Raw genomic sequence first — 25070 nt, forward strand, 5'->3', positions numbered from 1 at the left:
AATAGTCTATTTTTAAGTTTTGCATTAAACATGAAACTAAGTTACCCCAGCAAAGTATATTTAAATGGAGAATGGTTAAAGCCCGAAGAGGCGAAAATCTCTGTTTTTGATCGTGGTTTTTTATTTGGTGATGGTATTTACGAAGTCATTCCTTTTTACAGCGGAAAGTTGTTTTTACTGAAAGAACATCTACAAAGGCTGCGATATTCTTTGAATGAAGTCGAATTGCAATGTGATATAAGTGATTTTGAAAGCATTATTTTAAAAGCTATCGAATTGACGGAATTAAACGCAGCCGATGGCGCCATTTATATTCAGGTAAGTAGGGGAATGGCTCCAAGGACGCATTATTTTCCTGAAAATTACGATGCTACGGTGCTTGTATATGCTTATAAAACCAATCTTAGAGGTTTTCAGAATCAATTTAAAGATGTCCTGGTATCTAATGATCTGCGTTGGCATCGCTGCGATATCAAATCGGTTTCCTTAATGGCCAATATTCTGGCAAATACCGAAGCTAAGAAAAGTGATTTTTCTGAAAACATAATGATTAGAGATGGTTATTTTACGGAAGGTTCACACTCTTCATTGTTTTTTGTAAAAGATGAAAGCGTTTATACACATCCCAATGGTAAGTTTATTTTACCCGGAATTACTCGAAATTTACTTATAAAACTGTGTAAGGAAAACAATATCGTAATTGTTGAAAAAGCACTTCCGGTCTCTGAGTTAGATGAGGTTACCGAAGTTTTTATTACCGGTACCACTACTCAGATTACCGCAATTAAAAATCTTCATTTTCCGGATAGGATTATAAACTTTGGGAACGACATTGGAAAAGTTACCAGAAGACTTCAATTATTATTTTGCGAAGAAGTAAAGAAACGTACGGGAGTAGATATAAGCTGAGTTTAAAATTTCGAAAGTTTAAGGTTCAAAAGTTTAAGAGGATGTTTTCTTCATTTTTAAATATTCTATTTTCAAATTAGTTTGTTGTCTAGTCTTGTTTCCTGACTCTTGATTCTTGAATTCTATGTTCTACATTAAAGCAGAAGCAAAATTCCCAGTGATCAGAAAGATTAGAAATTACGAAAGGCCTAGAATATTATTCACTTTCCAACACTCCCTGTTCTTTCAGGATCGATAATACTTTATCTACGGGTAATTTTTTAATGTGATGGCCTTGATAACCGGTCATATCTTCAGCCATAAATAAGCTATTGATGATGGCTTCTTCGGTGGCTTCGTTTGCAGCCATAAATAATGGTGACATCCAATCGTTGGGAACACTTTTAGTTTTATATAATGCTTTGGTTTGATAGGGAATTCTCACATCTTCCGAAGTAGAAAAAGCAATGATGTAATCTCCGCTGCCGTTAGAAGCAATTCCTCCACTTTGTGCCAGTCCCATAAAAGCACGTTTAGCAAGGCGTTCTAAATTTCTACTCGTCAATGGCGCATCGGTGGCAACCACTACCATACAACTACCATCTACGTTATTTTGTAATTCATCTGCAAAGGCGAAATTCTTTAATTTTTCCCCCATATTGACTCCGCCAATATCCAGGACTCCACCAAAGTTTGTTTGCACCAAAACGCCTACAGTATAACCGCCAAGATTTTTAGGCAATCTACGTGAAGATGTTCCTATTCCGCCTTTATAACCAAAACAAATCGTTCCGGTACCGGCACCAACATTTCCCTGTTCCGGCTTTTCTGTGCTTGCATTTTTTATCGCATTTAAAACATCTGTGGTAGAAACATGCTGCCCTCTAATATCATTTAGATAGCCATCGTTAGTTTCGCCAACAACAGCATTCACAGATCTTACCTGTTCATTTTCAGATGAATGTAAAGTGTATTTAATAACGGCATCAATACCGGTAGCAACATTAAGCGTATTGGTGAGGATAATGGGAGTTTCGATGTTTCCAAGCTCGTTTATTTGTGTGGTTCCTGCTAATTTCCCAAAACCGTTACCCACAAAAACTGCAGCCGGTACTTTATCCTGAAAAATATTTCCTCCGTGCGGTAAAATTGCAGTGACACCTGTTCTTATAGCGTCCCCTTTAATTAATGTGGTATGACCAACTTTAACTCCACTTACATCTACGATGCTATTGGTTTTTCCAACGGGCATTACGCCGGTTATAATGCCTAGGTCTCTGGCAGTTTCCTGAGCATTAAGTGATAAACTTGTAATGAAAAGAAGCAGAATCAAAAAATGTGATTTCATGGTTTGTGACAGATTTTTTTAAAGATACGCTATTCTTAAAAATAACCTCTTTGTCTATAAAATAATCAAAAATTAAGATCGTTCTAAAAGCCTAAAACCAAAAAACTCAAAGCTATGTTAGATCGATTGTTCCTACGAAAACTAACACATAAAGGTAAAATTGCTTACTGGATTATTCAATTAGTGCTTGATGCCCTTTTTATAGGTTATCTCTTTATCTTTATGGACTACGATATGGATCATTTTGCTGGTGATGGTGCTGGAATAGTCATTGCCGGTGTTCTTGTTTCAATGCTTATTTCAGGAGTTATTTGCCTGGGACTATGGAAGAAACCTAAAGAAGAAATCAACTCTCAGGAAAAATAAACGGACTTAAATTGGTATCAACGCTAAATTTTGGCTGATATCCTTAGTATTTCGTTCATCTTCACTACTTTTGCACTCCTAAACGAAGATTTTACATGAGGACTAAATCGCTTAAAAAGAACAGGATAAATGTAGTAACCCTTGGTTGTAGTAAGAATGTTTACGACAGCGAAGTGTTAATGGGGCAGTTAAAAGCGAATAATAAAGATGTTGTTCACGAGGAGGAAGGTAATATTGTTGTAATTAATACCTGTGGATTTATCGATAATGCTAAAGAACAATCGGTAAATACTATTTTAGAATTTGTAGCGAAAAAAGAGCAGGGCGATGTAGATAAGGTTTTTGTAACCGGTTGTTTAAGTGAGCGCTATAAACCCGATTTACAAAAGGAGATTCCAAATGTAGATCAGTATTTTGGAACAACAGAACTCCCGGGTTTATTAAAAGCCCTGGAAGCCGATTATAAGCATGAGCTTATTGGTGAGCGTTTAACCACGACTCCAAAAAACTATGCTTATTTAAAGATCGCTGAAGGTTGTGATCGTCCCTGTAGTTTTTGTGCCATCCCGTTAATGCGCGGGGGCCATAAATCAACACCGATCGAAAATTTGGTTACTGAAGCTAAAAAGCTGGCGGCAAACGGCGTGAAAGAATTAATCCTTATCGCTCAGGATTTAACCTATTACGGTCTTGATCTTTATAAAAAAAGAAATTTAGCCGAATTATTAGAGAATTTGGTTAAAGTTGAAGGAATCGAATGGATTCGTTTGCATTATGCATTTCCAACGGGTTTTCCAATGGATGTGCTAGAGGTGATGAAACGGGAGCCAAAAATCTGTAATTATCTGGATATTCCTTTACAGCATATTTCTGATGATCTTTTAAAATCGATGCGTCGTGGTACTACTCATAAAAAAACCACCGATCTTTTATATAAATTTAGAGAGACTGTTCCAGAAATGGCGATTAGAACCACGCTTATCGTGGGATACCCCGGAGAAACCGAAGCGCATTTCCAGGAATTAAAAGAATGGGTGAAAGAAATGCGATTTGAGCGTTTGGGATGTTTTACCTATTCTCACGAAGAAAATACCCATGCGTATAATCTTGAAGACGACGTACCAGATGAGGTAAAGCAGGAGCGTGCTAATGAAATTATGGAAATTCAGTCACAAATTTCCTGGGAGCTGAATCAGCAAAAAATAGGGCAAACTTTTAAAGTGATCATCGATAGAAAAGAAGGTAATTATTTTATCGGAAGAACAGAGTTTGACTCGCCAGATGTAGATAATGAAGTACTTATAGATGCTGCTGAAATTTACCTGAAAACAGGCGAATATTATGATATTAAAATCACTGATGCTGCCGATTTCGATTTATATGGTACTCCGTTAAATTCCGAAGCAAAACCAACGAGAAAAGAGTTAAAGATAAAAACGGTATAGACTAAAAAATTATAGGAAATATTAAAGGATTTCGGTATTTTTATATCGGAATCCTTTTTTATGCAGAAAATCGAAAAACATAACGGCTTTTTTAGGAAACATTATTACCGTTTATTTGGTTTATTCTACCTTATTGTCGCTGTTGCCATGTTCTTTACTGAAGAGAGCTCTAGTTTAATGTCTTATGGCTACTTTGCTATCGGGATTTGTTATTTCGTAGTCCAATATTTCTTTGGTGGTTCTACTGAAGAATATATAAGCTGGGATGAGGATAAGATCGTTTTAAAGCAGTGGTGCCAAAAGGAGGTTTCTTATAATTTATCTGAAGTAGATCATCTAAATGTTTCAGATTATAATCTCACGATCAAAAAAGGAGCAGCTGCCGGGACAATGATAGAATTAAAAGGCTTCAAGCCTGAAGAGATCCGGAAATTAAAGCAGGATTTCAATTCAGAAACTAATTTACAATTTGCCTAATATGAAAAATACGATCAAGAAACATTCGCCATTTTGGGTAAAACATCTGCCGTTAATTTCAGGAGTAGTTTTTACAATTGCTGGAATCGTAAACCTGTTCGAGGAAGCAAATCCTATCGGTAAATTTTTGTTTATGATGTTTCTTTTTGGTGGATCTGTGAATTTGTTAATCTATTTTTATTATCCAAAAGACGTTATAATCTCGTGGGATGAGGAGAAATTGGAGATGAAAGGGCAGCAATTAAAACCAAAATCATTTTTATTTAAAGATATTGTTGATTTCCGTTTCGAAAAAGAAAAACTCATTTTAAAATCTGATGCGCATCGCGGCACTATTCTGGATATTAAAGGCTTTGGTGATGGGGATCTGCAGCTATTAAAGTCTAGACTTGCCGTAAATTAGTTATAGCGCTTTTTAGAAGATATCTATCGATTTTATGTATTCTTAAGCTAAGAATACAGCTTTTTTTGATACTTTGGCTGCTTGCAACTAAGTCTTATGTCACAGATAAGTTCATTCGATCATCTAAGTTTTAGAGAGAAATTAATTAATGCTACCAGGGAGTTTTTTTCAATTTCACTCGTATGGCTCTTTTTACTGTTTTTACTCAGTCTTTTAGAGCTTTTTTATAATACGCTAGTCAATGCTGTACAGGAAAACTTTTTTAGATTGTTGATGTATAGTTGCTGGATGGATGTTTTGCTTTGGCTAAAATGGGGGGCAGTCTGCTATATTTTCTACCTTATCTTTTATGTAGTGCATCCCAAATCAGCCAAATTTACTTTCAAAACTTTTATTTGTTTCGCAGCCATTATCCAAACCGCATTGGTGTTGTATTTTACGACCTCTTTAAACCTGTTGGGTGCAGATCTTTTTAGTTACTCGTTACAAGATGTACAGCAAACTTTGGGAGCATCAGGAGGTTTAAGTATTGTTGCCGTACTCCAGTTCTTAGTGGTGGTTGCCATTTGTATTTCCATTTTATGGTGGTTGCCTAGATTTATTAAATTACCCTGGGCTTTAGGTATTATTTATCCACTAGCTTCTGTAATAATATTCTTTACTTCAACTACTTCAGCTTGGAGCCAAATAAGTTTACAAACCACTTTTGCCAGTAATCTGGTGACCAATAAATCAGACTATTTTTTTACAAGTTCGTATTATTATTTCTTTCCCAAGACCGATTATGACGTCGATATTTATGCTGATAATTATATTGGTATTTATGATAATCTTGATAATTCTGTCGTGGATTATGAATATTTAGATGAAAGCAATTATCCTTTTTATCATGTAGATTCTGATACCGATGTGCTTTCGCCATATTTTAATCTTAATGAAAAGAAACCGAATATTGTGATTATTCTGGTGGAAGGTTTAGGTCGTGCTTTTACGAATAAAGGTGCTTATTTAGGAAATTGGACCCCGTTTCTTGATTCGCTTTCTACACAGAGTTTGTATTGGAAAAACTTTCTTAGTCAGGGAGGGCGTACTTTTGCTGTTTTACCTTCTATTTTAGGCTCTTTGCCTTTTGCGCAAAGTGGTTATTTAGGTATGGGAGAAAAAATGCCTAATCAGTTATCACTTTTAAACCTGTTAAAACATAACGGTTATGAAACTTCATTTTACTACGGTGGTGATGCGAGTTTCGATAATATGGAGCTGTATTTAAGAAGAAATAAAATTGATGATCTTATTGATAAAGACAAGTTTTCTACAAATTCGGGATTGTTACCAGAAACTAATGGTTTTACCTGGGGCTATGATGATGAGGCGCTTTATGCAAAATATTTAAATACCAGACCTTCAGATAGTATGGCAAAACCTCAATTAGGGGTCTTGCTTACGGTTTCTTCCCACAACCCGTTCAAAATTAATCAGCAGCAGGAATTTTATGATCGTTTTGAAGAGCGTATGACTCAGCTTGATTTTACAGAAAGTAAAAAGCAGGACTATCGTGCTTATCGAGATCAATATGCCAGTATTTTATATACCGATGCAATGCTGAAAAAGTTCTTTGAAAATTATGAAAAGCGTCCGGATTTTAGCAATACCATTTTCCTAATTACGGGGGATCACCGTATGCCCGAAATTCCTATGGCTACGGTTATCGATCGTTATCATGTACCTTTAATATTGTATTCTCCAATGCTTAAACGTACTTCTGAAATGGCATCGATTTCATCCCATTCTGATGTCGCTCCCAGTATTTTAAGATTGCTGAAGTCTAATTACCAACTTGATCTACCCGAAGATACGAGCTGGTTAGGAAAAGGCCTGGATACCGTTGTTAATTTTAGAAATATTCACCAGATTCCGTTGATTCAAACCAAGGTGAATATGAAAGATTATGTGGTAGGTACCTATCATCTTAATGGTGATCGTCTTTATGAGATCCTTGAGGATATGGGCGAAAGACCAGTAAACGATCCTAAACAGCAAAAAAGTATAATGGACGCGTATAACGGATTTAAACAGAAGAACGCGATTATCACCAATGGTGGAAAAATAATTCCAGATTCTGTTTATATAAAGTACACCAACTAAGATTCGTTGTTTTTAGTACTGATTTTTTTCTCGTAATCCTCTAAGATCTTCTGAAGCATGGGGCGATAAAACTTCCAGAAGAAGCTGGCTCTTTCGGTTTTATCCCTATCGTTATAAAAGAAGCGTTTAAAAATTCCGATTCCTTTAAAATAGGAAGTTCCCATAGTAATGGGGTTATCACAAAAATCACCAGAGAAATAATAGAATTCGTAATCGCTATCTAAATGGTAAGTTACTGCAGGGAATGATGTAGGAATACCGTATTTCTTCAATTCCCGGCTTCCTTTTTCTGTAGTGTACAGTTTATAATTTGCCGCGGTTTTATTGATAGCCGAGTTATTTTGAACAATATCAAACCAAAATGGATATTTTATTTCATCAGGAAGTGAAAATCGTTTTTTTCCGTAGGCATTACTTATAATCTGTGGAATTTCACGCTCTAAATGAATACTATCTTCAAGAATGGTTACCTGATCATTTTCGTTTACAAATGCCACTCCAGATTTTTTAAAAGGCCATTTATTACCGTGTTGATTCAGGTAATTTTTGATTAACCACCTGGGTAATTCTTTATTAGTTAAGGTATCTAAATTATCAAAATAACGTCCCGTCCAACCGGTCCATTGCAATCCGAAGGTATGTTCAAATTTTCTTCGGATATCGTATGCAGTAGGAGAACCAAACGTGTTAAATTCGGTGATTATAAGCTTATTTTTATCCTTCATTTTTTGAAGGAATTCCATATCGTTTTCTTTTAATCCTCCGTAAACAATGCCGGATCGCTCGGTCTGGTTATTTTGTTCGTACCACTCGTTAGTGTAAATTCCATAGGTATCGGTAAAATAGACCAAATCAGCATCATTGCTTAGCTGTTCTATTTTGTTGGAAGGAAAACGTTCCAAACCGCGAAGATCGAATTGTTCGTTCTCTTTTGGAAAAAAGCCGAAATAGTCTTCACTTCTTTTATAGAATTTTGTAGATGTTTTAGTGTACTTCTTGTAGTTAAGCACCCAGTCTAAAGAAATATGTTCCTGTCCTTCTGTAGTTAAAACAGTTTTATCAATAATCGCTGCAACCATTTTAGTTTTTGGTGTAAAAAACCACGCCAGAAACATAAAAACAGGCGATAATAAAATTAAAATGATAATGATGTGTTTTAAACGCTTTTTCAGCATTTTAAAAACGTTTTAAATATCCAACACCTATAGTGAATTGATTGCCTTTTTCTCCCTGGCGATATTCCTGATTTTGGATGCCTGTTTCTATAAATAGCACATTGGTGCTCCATAAAGTTTTTCGATAACCGATAGCGATATTATCTGATTTTAGACGGTATTGATTACCATTATTGTATAAGATATTATTGGTTTGATTATCTGGAGACAGACCAGTACCTACTCTTAAACTAAGAAAATCGTCTGCGCCACCAAGGTAATAACGCGTCATAAAACTGTACGATTGCGAAACAGAACTGTTGGATGGCGTTAAAAAGGTCCTGAAATTAAACCAAAAGCTCTTATAATATTTTCCTATAGAAGCGGTATAAATCCAGGTTTGGTCATCGAAACCTAATAATCGAAAACCGGCTTCGGCCTCCAGAGCCCATGGAAGATTGGCATAAAGGGAGAAACCAGCGCGATATTCGGGGAAAATCCCTGCATCATCAGAGAATCCTGCGTTTACATACGCGTAAAAAGTTTCAGAAATGCTTGGATAAGCGTCTACCTCAAATTGTAAGGCATTGTTGTTAAAACGATTGGCGTAATTCACCCTGGCTACGATAGATCCTATTTTAGTTTGCCTGCTATAATCGATACTGGCAAGGTGCCAGGGATCATCAAACTGTTTGTCAAAATAAACAAAATCGTAGGTAGCACCAATTTGGTTTTTGGCAGAAAGTATGGTTAATCGCTGACTTAAGGAGCGGGCTTCAGTATTTTTAGGATTAATTTTTAAAAGTCTTGAATTGGCTTCCTGAGCGAGTTTATATTCTTTAAGATCGCGAAGCACTTTCGCTTTCAGCAGTAATAAGTTTTCGGCATCTGGATGTACTTCCAGACCACTATTTACAATATCTAAGGCTTTTTTAGAATTGTCGTTCCAATATTCTAAACTACCGTAAGCAAAAGAACCGTCTTCGTGACCCGGATTGTCTTTTAAAACTTTCTCAAATTCTACTCTTGCGCTATCTGTTTTTTTACTCCAGGTGTAGACTCTACCTAAGAAGATTCGGATTCCTGTGTAATCGGGGCTTTGATCTAATGCCTGTTTGGCAAGTTTAATGGCTTTAGGATAATCGTCTTCTTCAAAAGCAGCATTTCTTGCCATGCTGAATAACTCATCAGCACCATATTCCTGAGCCCTACTAGTAATATTTAGAACCAGGCAAAAGAAAATTAAGGTGCAGTATTTAAAATAAGAACAGTGTATTTTTTGCATTATAAAAGGATACGGGTGCGAAAGCACATGATTTGGGTTTTATGAATATAAAAATTAAATACTATTTTACCTACAAAAATATTGGATAAACCAATATATCAAACAAAAATGAGAAGTGTTTTTAAGGAAGATGCGATTAATCGTCTAATTCGATCTGGGCTGTTTTATCTGAAATTTCGCGAATAATTTTGTCAAATTCCTGAGCCGACCTGTTTATTTGCTCAAGGTAGAAGTCGGATGGCTCTTCAAAATGTTCATTAAGCATGTTTACCAGTGCCATCATTCGAACTAGGGGAGCCCTTACCACGTGGCTTTGAGTCCATGCTATTTCGCGTAGCTTTCTATTTTGGGTTTCCATCGCCTTAATGTGCTTGAGTTTTTTTGTAATATCGTTAGCAAGTATTAAGCGAGCCGATTTCTCATTAAATTTAATGAGGTTGCTATGGATTTCTACATCAATAATTTGATTATCCTTAGTTTTATGTTTGGAAATTCCTTTAAAGCTTCTGGTAACATTCTTTCTTGTTTCGTAAACCGTTTTAAGGATTTTTGGAATTTCGTCCCCAGATGCAATATCAGTAATTTTTAAGGAAAGGAATTCGTTAATAGAGTAGCCATATTTTTGTAGTGCAGCTTCGTTAACATCTAAAAACTCTAAGGTATCGATGTCATAAACCCACATGGGTTGCGGGCTTAAATGAAATAAACGGCTATAGCGCATTTTTGCTTCTTCCAGCGCATGAATATAATTGCGGCGATCTATATTGTGTCTTATCGCTTTATAGATACTAAAGGTATCTAAGGTTTCTTTTATCAGGTAATCTGAGGCTCCTCTTTCTAGACAAGAAATACTAAAAGGCAGATCTATTTTATTGCTTAAAATTACCGTGGGTATAGAGGGACTAAAGGATAGAATTTGGTCTATTTTAGTTGATGCCGTTTCTCCTGGTTTGCCCAGATCTAAAAAAATGATATGGTATTTTTGCTTTTTTAATTCTTTAATAGCATCTGTAGTGGAATATACCGAAGTGACTTTAGTTTTAATAATTGATTTGTCCAGATAATTTTTTAGATAGAATAATTCCTCTTCAGGCTTAGCTATCATTAATATATTGTAGGTCTTGTTTTCAATCATTTTCTCAACCTCTTCAAAAGCTTTTTAATGTTTCCTTTTAAAGCATTGGACTTCAGAAAAAGCATTCCGCATTAAGAATAATTTAAGGAATGTCAAAGATATAATCTTAGGCTGAATAAAACAATGAAAACTTTTAGCACAAAAAAATGTCAAAATTTCTATATATTTTTTGAACTAAAAATCACGCCTTATCTTTATAAAAAAAGCTTATGAAGATTACTGATATTAATGGGACGGTACGCCTCAATAATGGATTAGAAATGCCTTATTTAGGCTTAGGTGTTTATAAATCTAAGGATGGAAAAGAAGTTAAGGACGCAATACATTATGCTTTAAAAGCAGGTTATCGACATATCGATACTGCCAGTTTTTATGATAATGAAGAGGGAGTAGGACAGGCGATAAAAGAAAGTAATATTAACAGAGATGATATTTTTATCACCAGTAAGGTCTGGAATGACGACCAGGGGTACGAAGGTACTTTAAAGGCTATTGATAAGAGCTTGGAGAAATTACAGTTGGATTATTTAGATTTGTATTTAATTCACTGGCCTGTTCCCGATACTTTGACTGAAACCTGGCGAGCGATGGAAGAGATTTATAAATCGGGTAAGGTAAAAGCCATCGGGTTATGTAATTGTGTAGAACATCAAATGGATGAAATCATTCAAAATGGTAGTATAAAGCCAATGTTATTGCAAAATGAATTCCATCCAAAGTTGGTACAACAAAATATGCTGGATTATTGTGCTGAAAGAAATATCCAGTATGAAGGTTGGTCACCCTTAATGCGCGGGCAAATTTTGGATAATAAACTTTTAAAAGATATCGCTGAAAAATATGGTAAATCTACCGCTCAGGTGGTGTTGCGATGGGATTTGCAAAAAGGTGTGATTACGATTCCCAAAAGTGTTCATGAAAACAGGATTCATCAAAACGCTGATATTTTTGATTTTGAATTGTCTGAATCTGAAGTACAGAAGATAGATGCTTTGGATAGTAATGAAAGAACAGGAGCACATCCCGATCATTTTATGGAGCATTTTGCCAATAAATAACCGGGATATTCCTGAGTAAAAGTTAGAGAAGATAATCTGTACTCATAAAATTAGAAGATTTGCTATGGAGTAAATTTTCTAAAATTTCGTTATTGTATGGATTATCTTTAGATGCAACAAATGTGCGTATAGAAAAGGAGCGCAGTGCATCGTGTACACTAAGCGTACCTACTGCCGAATCTTTTCTTCCCGTAAATGGGAAAACATCGGGACCTCGCTGGCAGGAGCTATTCAGGTTTACGCGGCAAACAAGATTTACCAGAGTGTCGATTAGCGGTGCAAGTTCTGCAATATCTTTACCAAAGAGTGATACCTGCTGGCCATAATTTGAATCTGCAATTTCTTCCAGGATTTCTTCAATGTCAGAAAAAGGTTTAACTGGTATAACCGGACCAAACTGCTCTTCTTGGTACACCTTCATATCTTTGGTCACCGGAAAAAGCACGGCCGGGAAAATAAAATTCTCTGAAACCTCACCTCCTTTTTTGTTGATTATTTTAGCCCCTTGTTGTTTGGCATCATCAATTAAATCTTGAATATAAGCAGGTTTTTCAGGCTCGGGAAGCGGGGTTAACTGTACATTTTCTTCCCAGGGATTTCCAAATTTTAAAGCATCTACTTTTTCAGCAAAACGTTTTAAAAATGCGTCCTGAACCGATTCGTGTACATAAAGTATTTTAAGGGCGGTACAACGTTGGCCATTAAAAGAAAGAGTACCCGAGATACATTCGCTAATCGCTAAATCTAAGTCGGCATCCGGCAATACGATCCCCGGGTTTTTAGCTTCAAGTCCTAAAACCAGTCGTAGTCTGTTTTTAAAAGGATGTTGATCCTGCAAAGCAATAGCCGATTTACTATTACCTATAAGTGCGAGAACGTCTATTCTTCCGCTTTGCATTATAGGGGCGGCAACCTCACGACCTCTACCGTAAATTACATTTACCACACCGGCAGGAAAACTTTCCTGAAAAGCTTTAAGAAGCGGAGAAATTAGTAAAACTCCATGTTTCGCCGGTTTAAAAATCACGGTATTTCCCATAATAATAGCGGGAATAAGTAAAGCAAAAGTTTCATTTAAAGGATAGTTATAAGGCCCCAGGCATAAAACGATTCCTAAAGGTCCCCTCCTAATATGCGCATAAACACCGTCTTTTTTAGAAAATTTAGCGCTGTTGCGATCCAGGTCTTTATAATCTTCAATAGTATCTTCTATATACTCCACCGTTCGGTCAAATTCCTTGTAAGAATCTGGCATAGATTTTCCAATTTCCCACATAAGGTATTTCACTACAATCTCGCGTTGCAATTTCATTTTGCCTACGAAATTTTCCATGCAGGCAATACGTTCGGATACTTTCATGGTAGGCCATAAGCCTTTTCCTTTATCAAAAGCATTGCAAGCTGAGGTTAATACTTCTAAAGCTGTAGTTTTATCCATATGTGGAACAGTCCCCAATAAAGTTCTTTGATAATTTTCTGAAGTTGAAATTGTAGAAAAAACTTCATCGGTTTTGCCTTGCCATTCGATGAGTTTGCCGTCGCTTAGATAGGATTTTTGATGTAGTAGTTCGTTGATTTTTAGTTGGTCGGGTATCATATTTTTAAATTCAATTTAGTATAATGTGAATATACTCAATTTCCATTCTTTAGTGATTGTGAAATTATCAATTTATTAAGTTTTATTTTTATTCAATTATATTTTGAATTTATATCTGAACCTGTTTAATTTGCCATTTCAAATTCGGGATGTGGCGCAGTCTGGTAGCGTATACGTCTGGGGGGCGTAGGGTCGCAGGTTCAAATCCTGTCATCCCGACGAATAGGGTATTAAAAGGAATTCTTTTAATATATAAATAATTGAAAGTCAGTAAAATGTATTTTTACTGACTTTTTTTATATCCGTTTAAAAGCATATTCATTGATGTCCTATTTCGTGTCCTATTTTTTTAGGAAATAAATTCCTAAATTTAGGGTTAATAGCCCGTATTGACTTTCGGAGCGATTTGGCTTTCGTTTAAAGGAATGTTTAACCAAAACGAAAGTGATGACGAAATTTCACACATTCAATATTCATTTTTGGTTGAAAAAATCATCAATCAAAAATGATGGAACGACCCCTATCTATGCAAGAATCTGGGTAGATAGTAAACCTAGCGATATAAGTACCAAGGAATCTGTACATGCTAAACACTGGGATGATAAGGCAGATCGGGTAAAAACTAGAACAAAAAACGCCAAAATCGTCAATGATGCACTAGATGAGATAAAATCACTCATCAAGAAAGCATATAGGCAACTTAAAGATGAAAATAGGCCAATTACCTCTCAGTCTATTAAATTGAGGTATTTTGGCAAGGATAAGGCTGTATTGACGTGCAAGGACCTTATGGATTACCATAGGGAAAATGAACTTCATAAACTGGCACCTGGTACCGCTAAGAATTACAATGCTACCGAAAAATATGTGAGCCGTTTTCTCAAAAAGGAATTCAAATCGAATGATATCCCTTTGGCACAGATCAACTATACCTTTATAGTAAAATTTGAAAACTATCTCCGCACTTGTCCCCCTTTGAGTAAATCCAGACCGCTCAATCACAACGGTATGATGAAGCATTTAGAACGTTTACAGAAGTTTACAACCCTTGCCCTGAAACATGGTTGGCTGAAATCAAATCCCTTTGCATTATATCAATTGAAGTACGAGGAATTTGATTGTCCCTTTTTGGAGCGGGATGAGCTCGACAGCATAATGCTGCTTCGCATTTCCCAAGAAAGTATTCGGTTGGTTAGGGATGTATTTGTTTTTTCCTGCTATACCGGGCTCAGTTATATCGAGGTAAAAAACTTGAAACAATGCGACATCGTCAATGGTATTGATGATGAGCAATGGATAATGGTCAGGCGTCAAAAGACAAAGACCCCGGTAAAACTACCCGTATTGGATGAGGCCAAGGCAATATTGGAGAAATATGCAGATTATCCTAGTGAAGAAAATAACTATTCGCTATTACGAATGTTCAGTGATCAAAAAATCAATAAACACCTCAAGAAAATAGCGGAGTTATGCAACATTAAGAAGAACCTGACTTTTCACGTTGCGCGGCATACCTTTGCTACTACAATAGCCCTTCTCAATGATGTTCCTATAGAAACGGTCTCAAAAATGTTGGGGCACACCAAATTATCAACGACCCAGAAATATGCCAGGGTTATTGAAAAGAAGATTAGTAGTGATATGACTAAATTGAAAATAAAATTAAATAATTCAAAAAAGGAGCAAAACTACAGGTCAACAGCACACGACCATTTAAAAATTGTTTGATATAATTTATTAGGTTGATTCCCGAGAGCTTATCACAGTATTCGTGCTAAGCTCTTAGGAATCAATTTTTAACAAGCATGATGGTCAAAGTAAATTACTATTTTTTGTTCATAGGAGTTTTCAAAACAATCTTCCTACTTCCATTTAACTCTTGCAATTCCAATTGCAATTTCTCCTTACTACCCAGTACAAATTTGGGCAGCACATACACCAAGTGTAACGATTGGCTGTTATAGATCTTCGAAGGCATATGGCAAGTATAGATCGGTTTTGTTTCCAGTTTTTGAAAGGAAGATTTTCTTTTTTTGTTGCCACTAACGCGGTATACTTTCAGAAAATCTATTTCGAAAGTAATTCCCGAAGTATTGGTAAGTTCCATTACCAGATAGGTTTCTGAAGCATTGTAGGCGATACGTCGTAACTGAAGCTTGATGCCTCTTTTACGTTTGGTCTTGGAATGTTTTTTACCTGTTTTTAGCAGATACTCAGCAAAGCGCTGAAAATATTCCTGTCGCTTAATAAGACTGTCTTGTTCTTTCTGTGTGGTTTTGGGAGTAGCTTTGGCTGGAATCTCCATTCCGATACTTTCATCAGTAGAAATAAAATAATTCAGTTTGGGAAGTTCTTTTTTATATTTCAGCATATAGGAATAGACCTTTCCATCATCGGTCACTACCAAAAGGTTACTTTCTTCTCCGGGTTGTGCCTTTAATAGCCCAAAATACTGCTTCTTTTCGCGATTATAGGTAAACACAAAATTGGATGCTCCTGTTATGCCTTGTCGGATAGCACTCGGTAAAAACAAGGCCACGTTCTTTTTATCATTCGCATATAAAGTATCTAAAGCCTTTTGGGCATTGACTGGATTTATTAAAGCCAGTAATAATATAATAGTAAATGTTCTCATAATATTTGATTTTAAGAATGTTCCTGTGGTATTTTTAAGAGTAATTGATAGCCGTTTAGTACGATGACTTTAACCTGACGGTTACTCCTTCTAAAAAGCTGTTTGATACCGCTCACCTGTGGCACTCCCGGTACTTCGAGTTCATCTACGACATCACCTATTACCTGACGGCGCACCTCTTCCCGGAAACTGTTCTCAATATAGATACCTTTACTGCCATCGGCCAGATCATATGCCTCAAAAGAAACAGGTCTTCCTTTAATGTGCTCGATAGTAAGTAGGGTACGATTGGGTTTAAAACTCACAAAGCCATATAGAAGCGTATTTTTTGGGACCTGCTTTCCATCGATCAGGGCAGCTCGTGAAAGCCGCATCCGAAGCCGATAATGTTGTTTGATGGTCTGGGTGCCATCGACTTGAACATATAATTGTCCGTCTGTGTTTTGCGATAGGGTATTTAGGTTTTCCTTTGGATTGGAGGCAAAGAAGAGTTGGTGTTCCAGGCCCATTTCTTTGGCGGCCGCTTCCCGTTCTTTTTTATTGATTTTTTTGGATAACGTATCATTTTTGGATGGAGCTGGGGTTTGTGGAGCTGCCTGATCTTGCCGGTAGGTGCTGTAGGCATAATCCATATTCCCTTGCGAATAAATACTGTCGATCATCCGTCTTTTTTCTTTATCCCTTAGGTCAGGATCATAGGTTCCGGTAGCATCCAGCAGCTCTTCATCATAGACGCTCGGTGCATTGATCTCGCGTTCCTTTTTGATGTTTTCCAGGGCTTCCATTTTTGTTTCATATTGTTTTTGGTCGCTACCTAACTTTGGGAGGGGGACCTGATGGGTATCAATATTGGTTTCTTCTTCTTTGCCAAAAGTGATGAAGGAATAGGCAACGATAAACAGCACGACACTGACTACAATCAGTATCATTACGATTTTATTCTTTTGAAGTTTCATAAGTATGGGATTTAGTAATAAGTATTATTCAGGATTAATTTTGCGAAGGCTATTTTCAAAAAAGTCGGTGATGAGCAGTCCGTGCGGATTATGAGGGAAATTCCGGTCGACCTGCATCAGTTTTCCAGCCGTTTTCAGTTCATAGCGGTCAGTTACTGATCCACGGTTGATCTCAAAAACGATAGTAGTACTAAATCGGTATGGCTCGCTTTGCAGTTCCACCTTTGAATCAATAGTGATGACTTTTTGAACCAGGGAATATTGCAAAAGCCGGTTATAGACGCCTTCGGCTTGTTTTTGCTGATAGAGGTCAGATACGGAACTGTTTCCCAGCCACAGGCTCTTTTCGATATTACTTTTGTAATTGTTGGCATTAAGCCCATAAAAATAGCGATGGAACAGATCCAGATGGGCCAGGGCTTCTACCTTCAGGTTTTCCCGTTGCTTGACCACTTTCAGGGGAATAACGCTACCGTCCCCATTAATCACAAAAGCATTGTTCAGGGATTCCCGGTGGAGTTTGATGACCATTACTATGGAAATGATACAGACCACGGCCGAGCCAATTACCGAGGAGAGGACGATAAAACGATTGGTCCGTAAGACCTTGTAAATATTTTGATAGGGTATTTTCATTTTGTGTTTGATTAGACTATTAATGATCGCGTTAACCTCCGGTAAACAAGCGCAGGGTAAAAGTGCTGGCCTTTCGGTAGAGCTTAAATTTGAGCAGGACGATAAAACCGATGGAGGCACATTCGATGACAGGCGCGAAAAACTCGCCTCCCCAATCTGCCCCAAAGAGGTCATTCCAAAAATGGCTGTTGATTTCGGTATGGAGGTTATTGATAAAAATATTGACCAAAAAGAAGGCCGGCACGAGCATATACACCCCGGCATAAAGCTTAAAAAAGGTATAGGCCAGGGAGCGGAATTTTTCAAATACGGCCAGGCTAATGACCAGCGGAAAAAATGCCTGCATTATTCCCAATAAAAAATAGCGCTCCGCCAAAAAGAGGGGATAGATAAACAAATCCAAAAGCCAGAGGATTACCCCAATAATAAAAGCAAGAATTTTAAGTCCGTATAACGGAGTTACCAAGGCTTCGTATAACATTGCCATTGCTTTTTTGGCGGCCTCAAGGGCACCCACATCCCGTTCAATATCAACATCACTGAGCTGCAAGGGGAGGAGTGCCGGGGCCGTGTCCCGGTATTGGGATTCTATAGCGACCAGAATATTATCAAATACGTCCAATACCTGTGTAGAGAAAATAACCAGTAGGACAATGGCAAAGTTTTTAAAAAGTTCCGTCGGGTTTAATCCCCAGGTATGTCCATCGGTCGCAGCCACACCTTCATTATATTTTTTAAGGATATTGATCAGGAAAAACAAAACGGCCAGTGTCTTCATCCCGGTAATGGTATACTGGGAAAAATCACTGTCTTTGATCGTATGAAAGACCGTATCTATATATTCCAATCCCAAACCTGGACTTATCACAGTATTCGTCATTTCATTTACGCTTTTTATTAAATCCCACTTAGTGGGCGATTATTGATATGATCCTGCATTTTTCGAAAGGAAATGATTTCCTTATACCGGCGTGTTTTGTTCTGCACCTCGGCGACCATCTCATTGGATTTAGTTTCGTAATCTTTTAATACGGTAGCTCTTTCCGCATCGCTCATTTTTAGATAATCACTGGTCAGGATTTTATTGACATAATCCACGCTCTCCATCGAACGATCGATAATTTCCTCAAAGGAGGCTGTCACCCGGTTGATTTCATCGGGTTTTATATACGGGGAGTTGAGGATTTCTTGCAAATCGCCCTGCACCATATTAAAGAGGTACTGGTTATTCTGGATCAGTTTTCCTACGGCATCCAATTGTTGGATCACATTGCTCACCTGTTCGATCCGCTCTTTTTGTTGCTTTAGAAACTCGACGGTCTTGAGTAAATTGGAAGTTTGCTTGGCCGATTCGATCAGCTGTTTGGCCAGGCTGATAAAATTCGTATTATCATATACCGGCATTCCCTGAGCCACAATGTGGCCTGATGAAAAGAGGGCAATGGATAAGGTTATCACGAATTTTTTGATGCTTTGATTTATGGAATGTTTCATAGAATGTTGGTTTTAGGTTATACTTTTTCTTTAAGGAAGCGTTCAATGGCCTTTTCCATATCATTGGTTTGTTTATAAATGGCCATTATGGTCTGGTTCTCACTACCATCGGTCAGGTAGGCCGCATAGACTTCCGGGGGTACTTCCAGACGGAAAACGTTGCTTTCCTTTCCTATTTTGATAAACATTTCGGTGTATTTCCGCGCCCCTGTAAGATTGTTACGAATGGAACGTAATTGGTTCAAATCGTGGGTAGAGAGATTCAGCCGTTTCTTTAATTCTCCATAACCTTTCTCATTACGAAGACTGTAGATGACTTGTGTATTTTCCAGAATACTTGCTGAGGTGGAATTGTTGGGCAACTGGTTAATGGATTGCAGGATGATCCCGATAGCTCCATTTTGTTTTCTGATGGCCTGGTAGTAGAATTCCACGCTTTCCAATACATTGGCAAACTTCAATTGCTTGGCAAACTCATCAAAAAGGATAATTCCTTTTTCAGACCGGTTTTGCCAGATCGTGCGCTCAATGGCTGATTTGATCAGTTTCAGCATCACCGATAAGATTTCTTTGTTGTCGCGGACTTCATCCAGTTCAAAAACAATCAATCGTTTGTCCTCGATCTTATAGGTTTGATCGGCCCCCACGTTAAATAGAAAGCTGTAAAGGCCTCCTTCCACATATTCTGAAAGGATATGCAAGAAATCATAGGTACTGAAATGCGCCTCCCGGATTCCTAATCCCTGTATGAGTGTATCTTTGTTTTCATCTACAAAATGATATAAAGAAGCTAACGAATGCTGATCCCGGATTTCCTGATAATACTGTAAGAGTACTTTTTTCATTGCTACTTCCTTGCCTTTGGATACTTTTTGTCCTTCGGCCAGAAGTTCCAGAAGGAATACCGACAGATCTTCCAGCCGTTCGGGAGTTAAATCGGCATCAGTGGAAATATAAAATGGGTTAATCCCTAAGTTTTTTCCCTGCTCATAGCGTAAAATGATATGATCGTTAGGATAGAGCTTGGCGAATTTGGAATAGGAACCGCCCAGGTCGATGATGACTAGTCGTACACCGCTCTCAAAATATTGACGAAGGATGTTATTGGCTAAAAAGGATTTCCCTTCGCCCGTGGGAGCGAAGATGGCAAAGTTCCTGGCCTTAATGCGTTTCTTCTTTTCATCCCATACGTCTTTTAGGACCGGGATATTATGTTGCCGATCATTAAAGATAATGCCTGTATGATCGGAGCGGTAATTGGTATTGTTGATGTAAAGGCACAGGGCGTGTTTAAGATCGGTTACATAAAGATCTTCATTAGAAAAGTTGGATGCAAAACAAGGATAGGAATTTAAAAAATAATGCTTGCGCTCTTCTCCCTTGGGATAATAGGGAAGCATATCCAGTTCCTTGAATTCGGTTTTGATTTTCGAAGCTATGCTACCCAGTTGTGTTGCTTCCTGAGACCAAAAAATAATGTTGAGATGGCCACGGATAATGCGAGAGCTATCATCTTCATTGATGCGACTTACGATCTCACGGATTTTCTTTAATACCACTTTGTTCTGGGTGCCAAAGTTGGAGCTCTTGGAAAGTTCCTCGATTTTCTTTTCCAGTACTTTTCGCCATTTATGTTTATCATCTAAATAAAGGATGTGGTTAATGATATGGTCTTCATCCAGATCCAATCCCAGTCCATCGATAAAGCCCTGATGAAATGTAAAATCATCAGAAGTGAATTTTTCATTGATCTTACTGCTTTGCAGGCTTTCCCCAAAGCATTGTTCACTATTGATCGCTAGCACATCAAAATGATAATTGCCAATGGCAATTCCTTTTTGATCCAGCCTGATGTCTGTATCCACATTTTGATAGAATCCATTAAAATAAGCGTGGGTAAATTCCAAAATAGCCTCTTGACCTAATGGGGAAATGGTTATTTTTCTACTGTTATTGATAAAGGAAACGGCATCCTTTACCGCTCCAATAAATTCCCTGACCTGGTGATCCAACTTTTTATGAATGCCTTTTTCAGTCTTCCGAAACGGGTTGACATATTTGGAAGCTTTTAGATGTTTGTCCAGAGGAAGTACAAAAAACAAGTAGCTTTGGTGCTGTAAATATTCCCGATTTTTAAAATAATGATGGGTGGCTTGTTGCAGAAAAGTATTATTCGGTAGTGCTTCAGCCGTATAATGGGATTTGCGGTAAATATCCTGTTTCTGGATAACAGTTCCAGCTGGAAGCGATTTAAAGGCCTGAAACCAACTAGCGTGTAGGTCTTCAAAATCCTTTTCCGAGAGGGAATAAATTTCGGGTAGCGATACCTGGTAACCGAGCACGATATTGCCATTGGATGCAAAAAGTACATTATTCTGAATATCCAGGATGGGATGGTAAGCTGAAAGGTTAATCTTTTTCATCATAGCATAGGCTTAATTTTTTGTTGCTGATATGTTGTGGAAATACTTTTTGGAAATGGAATAGTCCCGGATTTTGAACAAGTTTGTTCAGCAAAACATACAGGGCGATGTTCCATAGCAGTATTGTTGCGATCATCCCTAGACTAAAAGAAAAAATGATAAGCAGTAGGGAGGCGATCACCAAGATCATTTGCAGGGCAAAAAAGGAGAGGGGAAGTCCTAAAATCATCGCCCGTTTTCGAATGTTCTTATAAGGTATGAATACTTTCATTACACTACTATTCCGATGAGATAAGTAAAGATACCCACCACGGCACCTGCGATGAGTACAAACACGAGCACACGGGTAATTCCTTTTTTCAGATCGGCATTTTCCCCAAAGAAATGCCCGGCGTTGAATAGGAAACCCACCAAAAAGATGACCCCGAGGATAATGGGGAATATGGACCGGATGGTATTGGAAATATCATTAACGGAATCTTCGATACCGCCAATTTGGGCAAATAGGGAAGTGGATAGTAGCGAAAGCAAACTCGCCAGGTAGATAGATTTTTTCATAACGGAACGTTTTAAATTTTTGATTCGTTTTCGTTATGAGAAAATTAATGATTTAGTATTTTAAATAATTGAAAATCAATTTATTGTGAATAAAATATTATTTATTTGGAATTGATTTTCAATGATGTGATTTGCCATCAAATTTTATGAAATTTGGAAGTAGGGTTGTTAACAACTCGAAAAGAGGAGATGGAAAGAATAGCTGAAAACGTCAGATTTGTGGTTTTACGATGGAAAGTTTTTATCCGATATTTCGGAATTGGGTTTGGCTTGTTGGTGGTAGTAAGTTATGCGGTTTTGAGGTATGAATTGTATTTTATCCCCTTATCATATCATACATTTGACAATTCTATAATTTATATAATGGGATTCAGGTCATATTATTTCAGGATAGCTTATTATTTTAATTAACCCAAGGCCAACAGTGAATAAAATATAACTTTGTCCTAAAAAATGAATTCTCATAAAAACAATAAAATAGGTTTTTTAGCCGCATTATTTTCTGCATTAGCGTGGTCGACCACGGGTATATTTGTTCGGTTTTTAAATGATTTTTCTGCGATAGAAATCGTAGCTGGACGTTGTTTGATCGGCCTTTTTTTTATGCTTTTGTTTTTAGTTATTAGCCGTGGAGGCCTGTCAAAAAAAATATGGATTTCAAAGCATTCCTGGTTGTTAGGGTTATTAATGGCTGGATATTTTTTATTGGTCGTAACAGCTTATCAAATCGCTCCCGTTGCAGAAGTAGCCATTCTTACCAACACAACTCCATTATTTGCATTATTCTATAGAAGATTAAAAGGTTTGTCGATAACTTCTAATGAGGTATGGGGAATATGTCTCGGGGTTATAGGCGTTGTTTTGGTAGTGATTTCAGGAGCATCTTCCAATCAATCTTCATTTAATAATTTACATCTACTTGGGGATTTTATGGCATTGATTGCTGGATCAGCAATGGCCATATATTCTATTTTTTATAGCACTATTGATTCATCTAAAAAACCCTCCTCACAGATAGCAACATTTTTTACATTTTTGATAGGTAGCCTAGTAAGTTTTTTCATAATAGGGATATCCGGTAATATGATTCATATGAGGAAACTATTGGATTTGAATGTCATCTATTTTATTCTAGGATTAGGTGTTTTTGCCACTCTTTTACCAGCACTTTGTTATGCCTATGCCTCATCAGTGTTAGCTTCGGTCACTGTAACATCACTAAGGTTGCTTACGCCTCTATTAGCAGCAACTCTTGGCATTCTGTTTTTAAATGAAATTCCTAATAATTTATTTTGGCCGGGAGCTTTTATTCTAATCACCGGCTTATTATTGATTATTCGACAAAAATAAAATCATAATTACTTTCTTTTATCCCTACTTTCCTTATCAAAAGCCACCAAATTAAATAGCTCTCGCATACGGCTACGAACGCGATTACCATAACGCTCTTCCAGTTCTTGTGCATTAAGATTGGTGGTGGCGTGGGTTTTGATTTTACGTTTAGTGTTTAAATAAAGCTCGTAGCGGGATAATAGGACTTCACCCATTACATTACAATCCTTTCCATAAAAGCGGCCAGGAGGTTCCACGCCCAGATCATCGAAACAGAAAAAACAGGAATTCCCGTAATCTTCAATGGTTTTATAGCCTAAATGATTAAAACCGAACACTACATTTCGGCAGGGGATCATTTCATAGGGGCGTTGGTGCGGCACCATATGCCTAAGCAATTTCATCAGGCTTGTTTTACCGCAGCCCACCGGCCCGGAAATCAGAAGACCTTTTTCAATATCAATTCCAAATTTCTCACAACTATCACGGTCTTTGATAAAATAGGAGCATAGCTTGTATAAAATCCTTTGGTCTTCAGAGTGAATTTTAAACTTTTTGCCAAACAATAATTTTCCTTTAGCATCCAGATAGATAAGCATCTTTTTAAAATCATACTGGATCTCGTGGTTGCGGAGTTTTCCAAGTTGGTAGGCGACGCCACCTTCGGTAATGATATGTGGAGCTTTATATTTCATAGGGGGTCATCATAATTTTTATCGGTACTCGTCTTAAGGTTGTCCTGATATGGTACACTTGCGATTTGTTTGTTCCCATTTGAATCTTGAAAATTTGAATTTTTAAAATTTCGCTGTTTGTTTTTGTTTTTAGTGTTTTGCATAGTTTGTATATGTTTATTTATAGATACCACTGCTTGTTCATTACTTGTCTCGATATTGGTACAGCTTTGGTTCACTACTTGTCCAGAGCTTGTCCCAAAATCGAACATCTTGATTTTACTTCCTTTAAAAGGGTTATGTGATGGGATATACACAATATAGCTCCAATAGCTCAACTCTTTAAGGCATTTATGGTAGGTGGATTTAGAACCAATCTTTGCATACTGCATTACTTCTTCGCGGTTGATATAGAATTCCTGTCGAAAAAAATTACTGTTCCATAGTTGAAATAAAGCAATATAAAGGCTGATATGCGTAGGGTTCAATCGGTTGTCTTTAGAAAAGTGTTCAAACACACCATTGAGATGCTTGATGTAATTGATTTCTTCCAACATCAGAATTTATGATGTACGCGGTTATTTTCCAGTACTTCCATTATGTCGGCGTAATTATAATAAAGAACACCTCCCATTTTGGTATACGGAATAGTGCCGTTAATACGAAGGTTCTGTAGTGTTCCCGGGGAGATTTTGAGCAGTTCGAGAACATCGGTGGATTTCAGCCATTTCTTGGTTGGTTGTCCATTTTGACTTTGTAGTAATTCTTTAATGTCTTCCAGTAATTCCATTTTGAATTCCCGAAGATCGTCGGTGGTAATAATAGATGTTGGCATAATAGAATGTTTTAAAAGAAAGGGCCGTCAAGGTTCATAGATTTTAAATGACAGCCCTTTCCATGATTTGACTTTCGTTTTGTAAAATTGCGTGGCTTTAATGGATTTTTTTCGGTAGATGGTTCGTAGTACGAAAAAATTTAACTTTTCTTGTGAAAAAGGACAAATTGCCCTGTTTTGAGGTAGCGAAAAGAGGTATTGAGAAGAAATGGAATCAAATAAACAT

The 25070-nt window shown here is 37.2% G+C and carries 25 protein-coding genes and 1 tRNA gene; 10 read left to right on the forward strand and 16 right to left on the reverse strand.

Going from position 1 to position 25070, the window contains the following annotated elements:
• Positions 1-30 precede the first annotated feature (30 nt).
• Complete coding sequence (locus ZPR_RS05985) at positions 31-909, forward strand: aminotransferase class IV (RefSeq protein WP_013070741.1); 879 nt, start codon at positions 31-33, stop codon at positions 907-909.
• A 196-nt stretch (positions 910-1105) separates the two neighbouring features.
• Here ZPR_RS05985 and ZPR_RS05990 read toward each other — a convergent pair whose 3' ends face one another.
• Complete coding sequence (locus tag ZPR_RS05990; protein WP_013070742.1) at positions 1106-2236, reverse strand: P1 family peptidase; 1131 nt, start codon at positions 2234-2236, stop codon at positions 1106-1108.
• A gap of 114 nt (positions 2237-2350) precedes the next feature.
• Between ZPR_RS05990 and ZPR_RS05995 the strand changes: the two genes are divergently transcribed.
• From ZPR_RS05995 to ZPR_RS06015, 5 genes are all read left to right on the forward strand, one after another.
• A complete protein-coding gene (locus ZPR_RS05995) occupies positions 2351-2602 on the forward strand; it encodes a hypothetical protein (protein WP_013070743.1) in 252 nt (83 codons plus the stop codon).
• Positions 2603-2697: 95 nt separating this feature from the next.
• A complete protein-coding gene (rimO, locus tag ZPR_RS06000) occupies positions 2698-4047 on the forward strand; it encodes a 30S ribosomal protein S12 methylthiotransferase RimO (RefSeq protein ID WP_013070744.1) in 1350 nt (449 codons plus the stop codon).
• A 60-nt stretch (positions 4048-4107) separates the two neighbouring features.
• On the forward strand, positions 4108-4524 hold the full coding sequence (locus tag ZPR_RS06005; RefSeq protein ID WP_013070745.1) for a hypothetical protein: 417 nt from the start codon (positions 4108-4110) through the stop codon (positions 4522-4524).
• A 1-nt stretch (position 4525) separates the two neighbouring features.
• The gene (locus tag ZPR_RS06010; protein ID WP_013070746.1) at positions 4526-4927 is read left to right on the forward strand and encodes a hypothetical protein; all 402 of its coding nucleotides are present in this window, start codon (positions 4526-4528) and stop codon (positions 4925-4927) included.
• Between the two features lie 96 nt (positions 4928-5023).
• A complete protein-coding gene (locus ZPR_RS06015) occupies positions 5024-7072 on the forward strand; it encodes an LTA synthase family protein (protein ID WP_013070747.1) in 2049 nt (682 codons plus the stop codon).
• Here ZPR_RS06015 and ZPR_RS06020 read toward each other — a convergent pair.
• From ZPR_RS06020 to ZPR_RS06030, 3 genes are all read right to left on the reverse strand, one after another.
• Entirely contained in the window at positions 7069-8247 is a 1179-nt protein-coding gene (locus ZPR_RS06020; protein WP_013070748.1) for a hypothetical protein, read from the reverse strand. The two genes, ZPR_RS06015 and ZPR_RS06020, sit on opposite strands and share 4 nt — an antisense overlap.
• A 1-nt stretch (position 8248) precedes the next feature.
• Entirely contained in the window at positions 8249-9511 is a 1263-nt protein-coding gene (locus ZPR_RS06025) for a YaiO family outer membrane beta-barrel protein (RefSeq protein WP_013070749.1), read from the reverse strand.
• A gap of 136 nt (positions 9512-9647) precedes the next feature.
• On the reverse strand, positions 9648-10646 hold the full coding sequence (locus ZPR_RS06030; RefSeq protein ID WP_013070750.1) for a PAS domain S-box protein: 999 nt from the start codon (positions 10644-10646) through the stop codon (positions 9648-9650).
• 209 nt (positions 10647-10855) lie between these two features.
• On the opposite strand from ZPR_RS06030, the gene ZPR_RS06035 reads away from it, so the two are divergent.
• Positions 10856-11704 carry an aldo/keto reductase gene (locus ZPR_RS06035; protein ID WP_013070751.1) on the forward strand — a complete coding sequence of 283 codons (849 nt, stop codon included), beginning with the start codon at positions 10856-10858 and terminating at the stop codon, positions 11702-11704.
• 22 nt (positions 11705-11726) lie between these two features.
• Here the strand turns inward: ZPR_RS06035 and ZPR_RS06040 are convergent, their stop codons facing one another.
• Positions 11727-13301, reverse strand: a complete 1575-nt coding sequence (locus ZPR_RS06040; protein WP_013070752.1) for an NADP-dependent glyceraldehyde-3-phosphate dehydrogenase — start codon at positions 13299-13301, stop codon at positions 11727-11729.
• A 145-nt stretch (positions 13302-13446) separates the two neighbouring features.
• On the opposite strand from ZPR_RS06040, the gene ZPR_RS06045 reads away from it, so the two are divergent.
• Positions 13447-13520: transfer RNA gene (locus ZPR_RS06045), tRNA-Pro, on the forward strand.
• Positions 13521-13748: 228 nt separating this feature from the next.
• The gene (locus ZPR_RS06050) at positions 13749-15029 is read left to right on the forward strand and encodes a site-specific integrase (RefSeq protein ID WP_013070753.1); all 1281 of its coding nucleotides are present in this window, start codon (positions 13749-13751) and stop codon (positions 15027-15029) included.
• A 97-nt stretch (positions 15030-15126) separates the two neighbouring features.
• Here the strand turns inward: ZPR_RS06050 and ZPR_RS06055 are convergent, their stop codons facing one another.
• The 8 genes from ZPR_RS06055 to ZPR_RS06090 all read right to left on the reverse strand — a co-directional run bounded on the left by ZPR_RS06055 (position 15127) and on the right by ZPR_RS06090 (position 22003).
• On the reverse strand, positions 15127-15936 hold the full coding sequence (locus ZPR_RS06055; RefSeq protein ID WP_013070754.1) for a DUF4138 domain-containing protein: 810 nt from the start codon (positions 15934-15936) through the stop codon (positions 15127-15129).
• A gap of 11 nt (positions 15937-15947) precedes the next feature.
• Positions 15948-16841, reverse strand: a complete 894-nt coding sequence (gene traM / locus ZPR_RS06060; RefSeq protein ID WP_233421370.1) for a conjugative transposon protein TraM — start codon at positions 16839-16841, stop codon at positions 15948-15950.
• Between the two features lie 75 nt (positions 16842-16916).
• Positions 16917-17528, reverse strand: a complete 612-nt coding sequence (locus ZPR_RS06065; RefSeq protein WP_013070756.1) for a conjugal transfer protein TraK — start codon at positions 17526-17528, stop codon at positions 16917-16919.
• 31 nt (positions 17529-17559) lie between these two features.
• The gene (locus ZPR_RS06070; RefSeq protein WP_041578718.1) at positions 17560-18408 is read right to left on the reverse strand and encodes a hypothetical protein; all 849 of its coding nucleotides are present in this window, start codon (positions 18406-18408) and stop codon (positions 17560-17562) included.
• A gap of 17 nt (positions 18409-18425) precedes the next feature.
• Positions 18426-19022, reverse strand: a complete 597-nt coding sequence (locus ZPR_RS06075; RefSeq protein WP_083759742.1) for a TrbJ/VirB5 family protein — start codon at positions 19020-19022, stop codon at positions 18426-18428.
• A 17-nt stretch (positions 19023-19039) separates the two neighbouring features.
• Positions 19040-21445, reverse strand: coding sequence for a TraG family conjugative transposon ATPase (locus ZPR_RS06080; protein ID WP_013070759.1), 2406 nt, complete (start codon positions 21443-21445; stop codon positions 19040-19042).
• Positions 21432-21716, reverse strand: coding sequence for a hypothetical protein (locus ZPR_RS06085; protein ID WP_041578719.1), 285 nt, complete (start codon positions 21714-21716; stop codon positions 21432-21434). Before ZPR_RS06085 ends, ZPR_RS06080 begins: the two co-directional genes overlap by 14 nt.
• Positions 21716-22003, reverse strand: a complete 288-nt coding sequence (locus tag ZPR_RS06090; RefSeq protein WP_041578720.1) for a hypothetical protein — start codon at positions 22001-22003, stop codon at positions 21716-21718. The genes ZPR_RS06085 and ZPR_RS06090 overlap by 1 nt, the downstream gene beginning before the upstream one ends.
• A 453-nt stretch (positions 22004-22456) precedes the next feature.
• On the opposite strand from ZPR_RS06090, the gene ZPR_RS06095 reads away from it, so the two are divergent.
• Positions 22457-23353, forward strand: a complete 897-nt coding sequence (locus tag ZPR_RS06095) for a DMT family transporter (RefSeq protein ID WP_013070763.1) — start codon at positions 22457-22459, stop codon at positions 23351-23353.
• Positions 23354-23361: 8 nt separating this feature from the next.
• On the opposite strand, the gene ZPR_RS06100 is transcribed toward ZPR_RS06095, so the two are convergent.
• The 3 genes from ZPR_RS06100 to ZPR_RS06110 are packed head-to-tail and all read right to left on the reverse strand — an operon-like array spanning position 23362 to position 24844.
• Positions 23362-24030, reverse strand: coding sequence for an ATPase (locus ZPR_RS06100; RefSeq protein ID WP_013070764.1), 669 nt, complete (start codon positions 24028-24030; stop codon positions 23362-23364).
• Positions 24027-24566: a hypothetical protein gene (locus tag ZPR_RS06105; protein ID WP_013070765.1), complete on the reverse strand. Its 540-nt coding sequence runs from the start codon at positions 24564-24566 to the stop codon at positions 24027-24029. The genes ZPR_RS06100 and ZPR_RS06105 overlap by 4 nt, the downstream gene beginning before the upstream one ends.
• The gene (locus ZPR_RS06110) at positions 24566-24844 is read right to left on the reverse strand and encodes a helix-turn-helix domain-containing protein (RefSeq protein ID WP_013070766.1); all 279 of its coding nucleotides are present in this window, start codon (positions 24842-24844) and stop codon (positions 24566-24568) included. The genes ZPR_RS06105 and ZPR_RS06110 overlap by 1 nt, the downstream gene beginning before the upstream one ends.
• Positions 24845-25070 lie beyond the last annotated feature (226 nt).

Origin of the sequence: Zunongwangia profunda SM-A87, assembly GCF_000023465.1 — a bacterium.
Taxonomy (GTDB): Bacteria; Bacteroidota; Bacteroidia; order Flavobacteriales; family Flavobacteriaceae; genus Zunongwangia; species Zunongwangia profunda.

Coding starts and splice junctions, on each gene's coding strand:
- ZPR_RS05985 (WP_013070741.1), top strand. CDS start 31: ATGAAACTAAGTTACCCCAGCAAAGTATATTTAAATGGAGAATGGTTA.
- ZPR_RS05990 (WP_013070742.1), bottom strand. CDS start 2,236: ATGAAATCACATTTTTTGATTCTGCTTCTTTTCATTACAAGTTTATCA.
- ZPR_RS05995 (WP_013070743.1), top strand. CDS start 2,351: ATGTTAGATCGATTGTTCCTACGAAAACTAACACATAAAGGTAAAATT.
- rimO (WP_013070744.1), top strand. CDS start 2,698: ATGAGGACTAAATCGCTTAAAAAGAACAGGATAAATGTAGTAACCCTT.
- ZPR_RS06005 (WP_013070745.1), top strand. CDS start 4,108: ATGCAGAAAATCGAAAAACATAACGGCTTTTTTAGGAAACATTATTAC.
- ZPR_RS06010 (WP_013070746.1), top strand. CDS start 4,526: ATGAAAAATACGATCAAGAAACATTCGCCATTTTGGGTAAAACATCTG.
- ZPR_RS06015 (WP_013070747.1), top strand. CDS start 5,024: ATGTCACAGATAAGTTCATTCGATCATCTAAGTTTTAGAGAGAAATTA.
- ZPR_RS06020 (WP_013070748.1), bottom strand. CDS start 8,247: ATGCTGAAAAAGCGTTTAAAACACATCATTATCATTTTAATTTTATTA.
- ZPR_RS06025 (WP_013070749.1), bottom strand. CDS start 9,511: ATGCAAAAAATACACTGTTCTTATTTTAAATACTGCACCTTAATTTTC.
- ZPR_RS06030 (WP_013070750.1), bottom strand. CDS start 10,646: ATGATTGAAAACAAGACCTACAATATATTAATGATAGCTAAGCCTGAA.
- ZPR_RS06035 (WP_013070751.1), top strand. CDS start 10,856: ATGAAGATTACTGATATTAATGGGACGGTACGCCTCAATAATGGATTA.
- ZPR_RS06040 (WP_013070752.1), bottom strand. CDS start 13,301: ATGATACCCGACCAACTAAAAATCAACGAACTACTACATCAAAAATCC.
- ZPR_RS06050 (WP_013070753.1), top strand. CDS start 13,749: ATGACGAAATTTCACACATTCAATATTCATTTTTGGTTGAAAAAATCA.
- ZPR_RS06055 (WP_013070754.1), bottom strand. CDS start 15,936: ATGAGAACATTTACTATTATATTATTACTGGCTTTAATAAATCCAGTC.
- ZPR_RS06065 (WP_013070756.1), bottom strand. CDS start 17,528: ATGAAAATACCCTATCAAAATATTTACAAGGTCTTACGGACCAATCGT.
- ZPR_RS06070 (WP_041578718.1), bottom strand. CDS start 18,408: ATGACGAATACTGTGATAAGTCCAGGTTTGGGATTGGAATATATAGAT.
- ZPR_RS06075 (WP_083759742.1), bottom strand. CDS start 19,022: ATGAAACATTCCATAAATCAAAGCATCAAAAAATTCGTGATAACCTTA.
- ZPR_RS06080 (WP_013070759.1), bottom strand. CDS start 21,445: ATGAAAAAGATTAACCTTTCAGCTTACCATCCCATCCTGGATATTCAG.
- ZPR_RS06085 (WP_041578719.1), bottom strand. CDS start 21,716: ATGAAAGTATTCATACCTTATAAGAACATTCGAAAACGGGCGATGATT.
- ZPR_RS06090 (WP_041578720.1), bottom strand. CDS start 22,003: ATGAAAAAATCTATCTACCTGGCGAGTTTGCTTTCGCTACTATCCACT.
- ZPR_RS06095 (WP_013070763.1), top strand. CDS start 22,457: ATGAATTCTCATAAAAACAATAAAATAGGTTTTTTAGCCGCATTATTT.
- ZPR_RS06100 (WP_013070764.1), bottom strand. CDS start 24,030: ATGAAATATAAAGCTCCACATATCATTACCGAAGGTGGCGTCGCCTAC.
- ZPR_RS06105 (WP_013070765.1), bottom strand. CDS start 24,566: ATGTTGGAAGAAATCAATTACATCAAGCATCTCAATGGTGTGTTTGAA.
- ZPR_RS06110 (WP_013070766.1), bottom strand. CDS start 24,844: ATGCCAACATCTATTATTACCACCGACGATCTTCGGGAATTCAAAATG.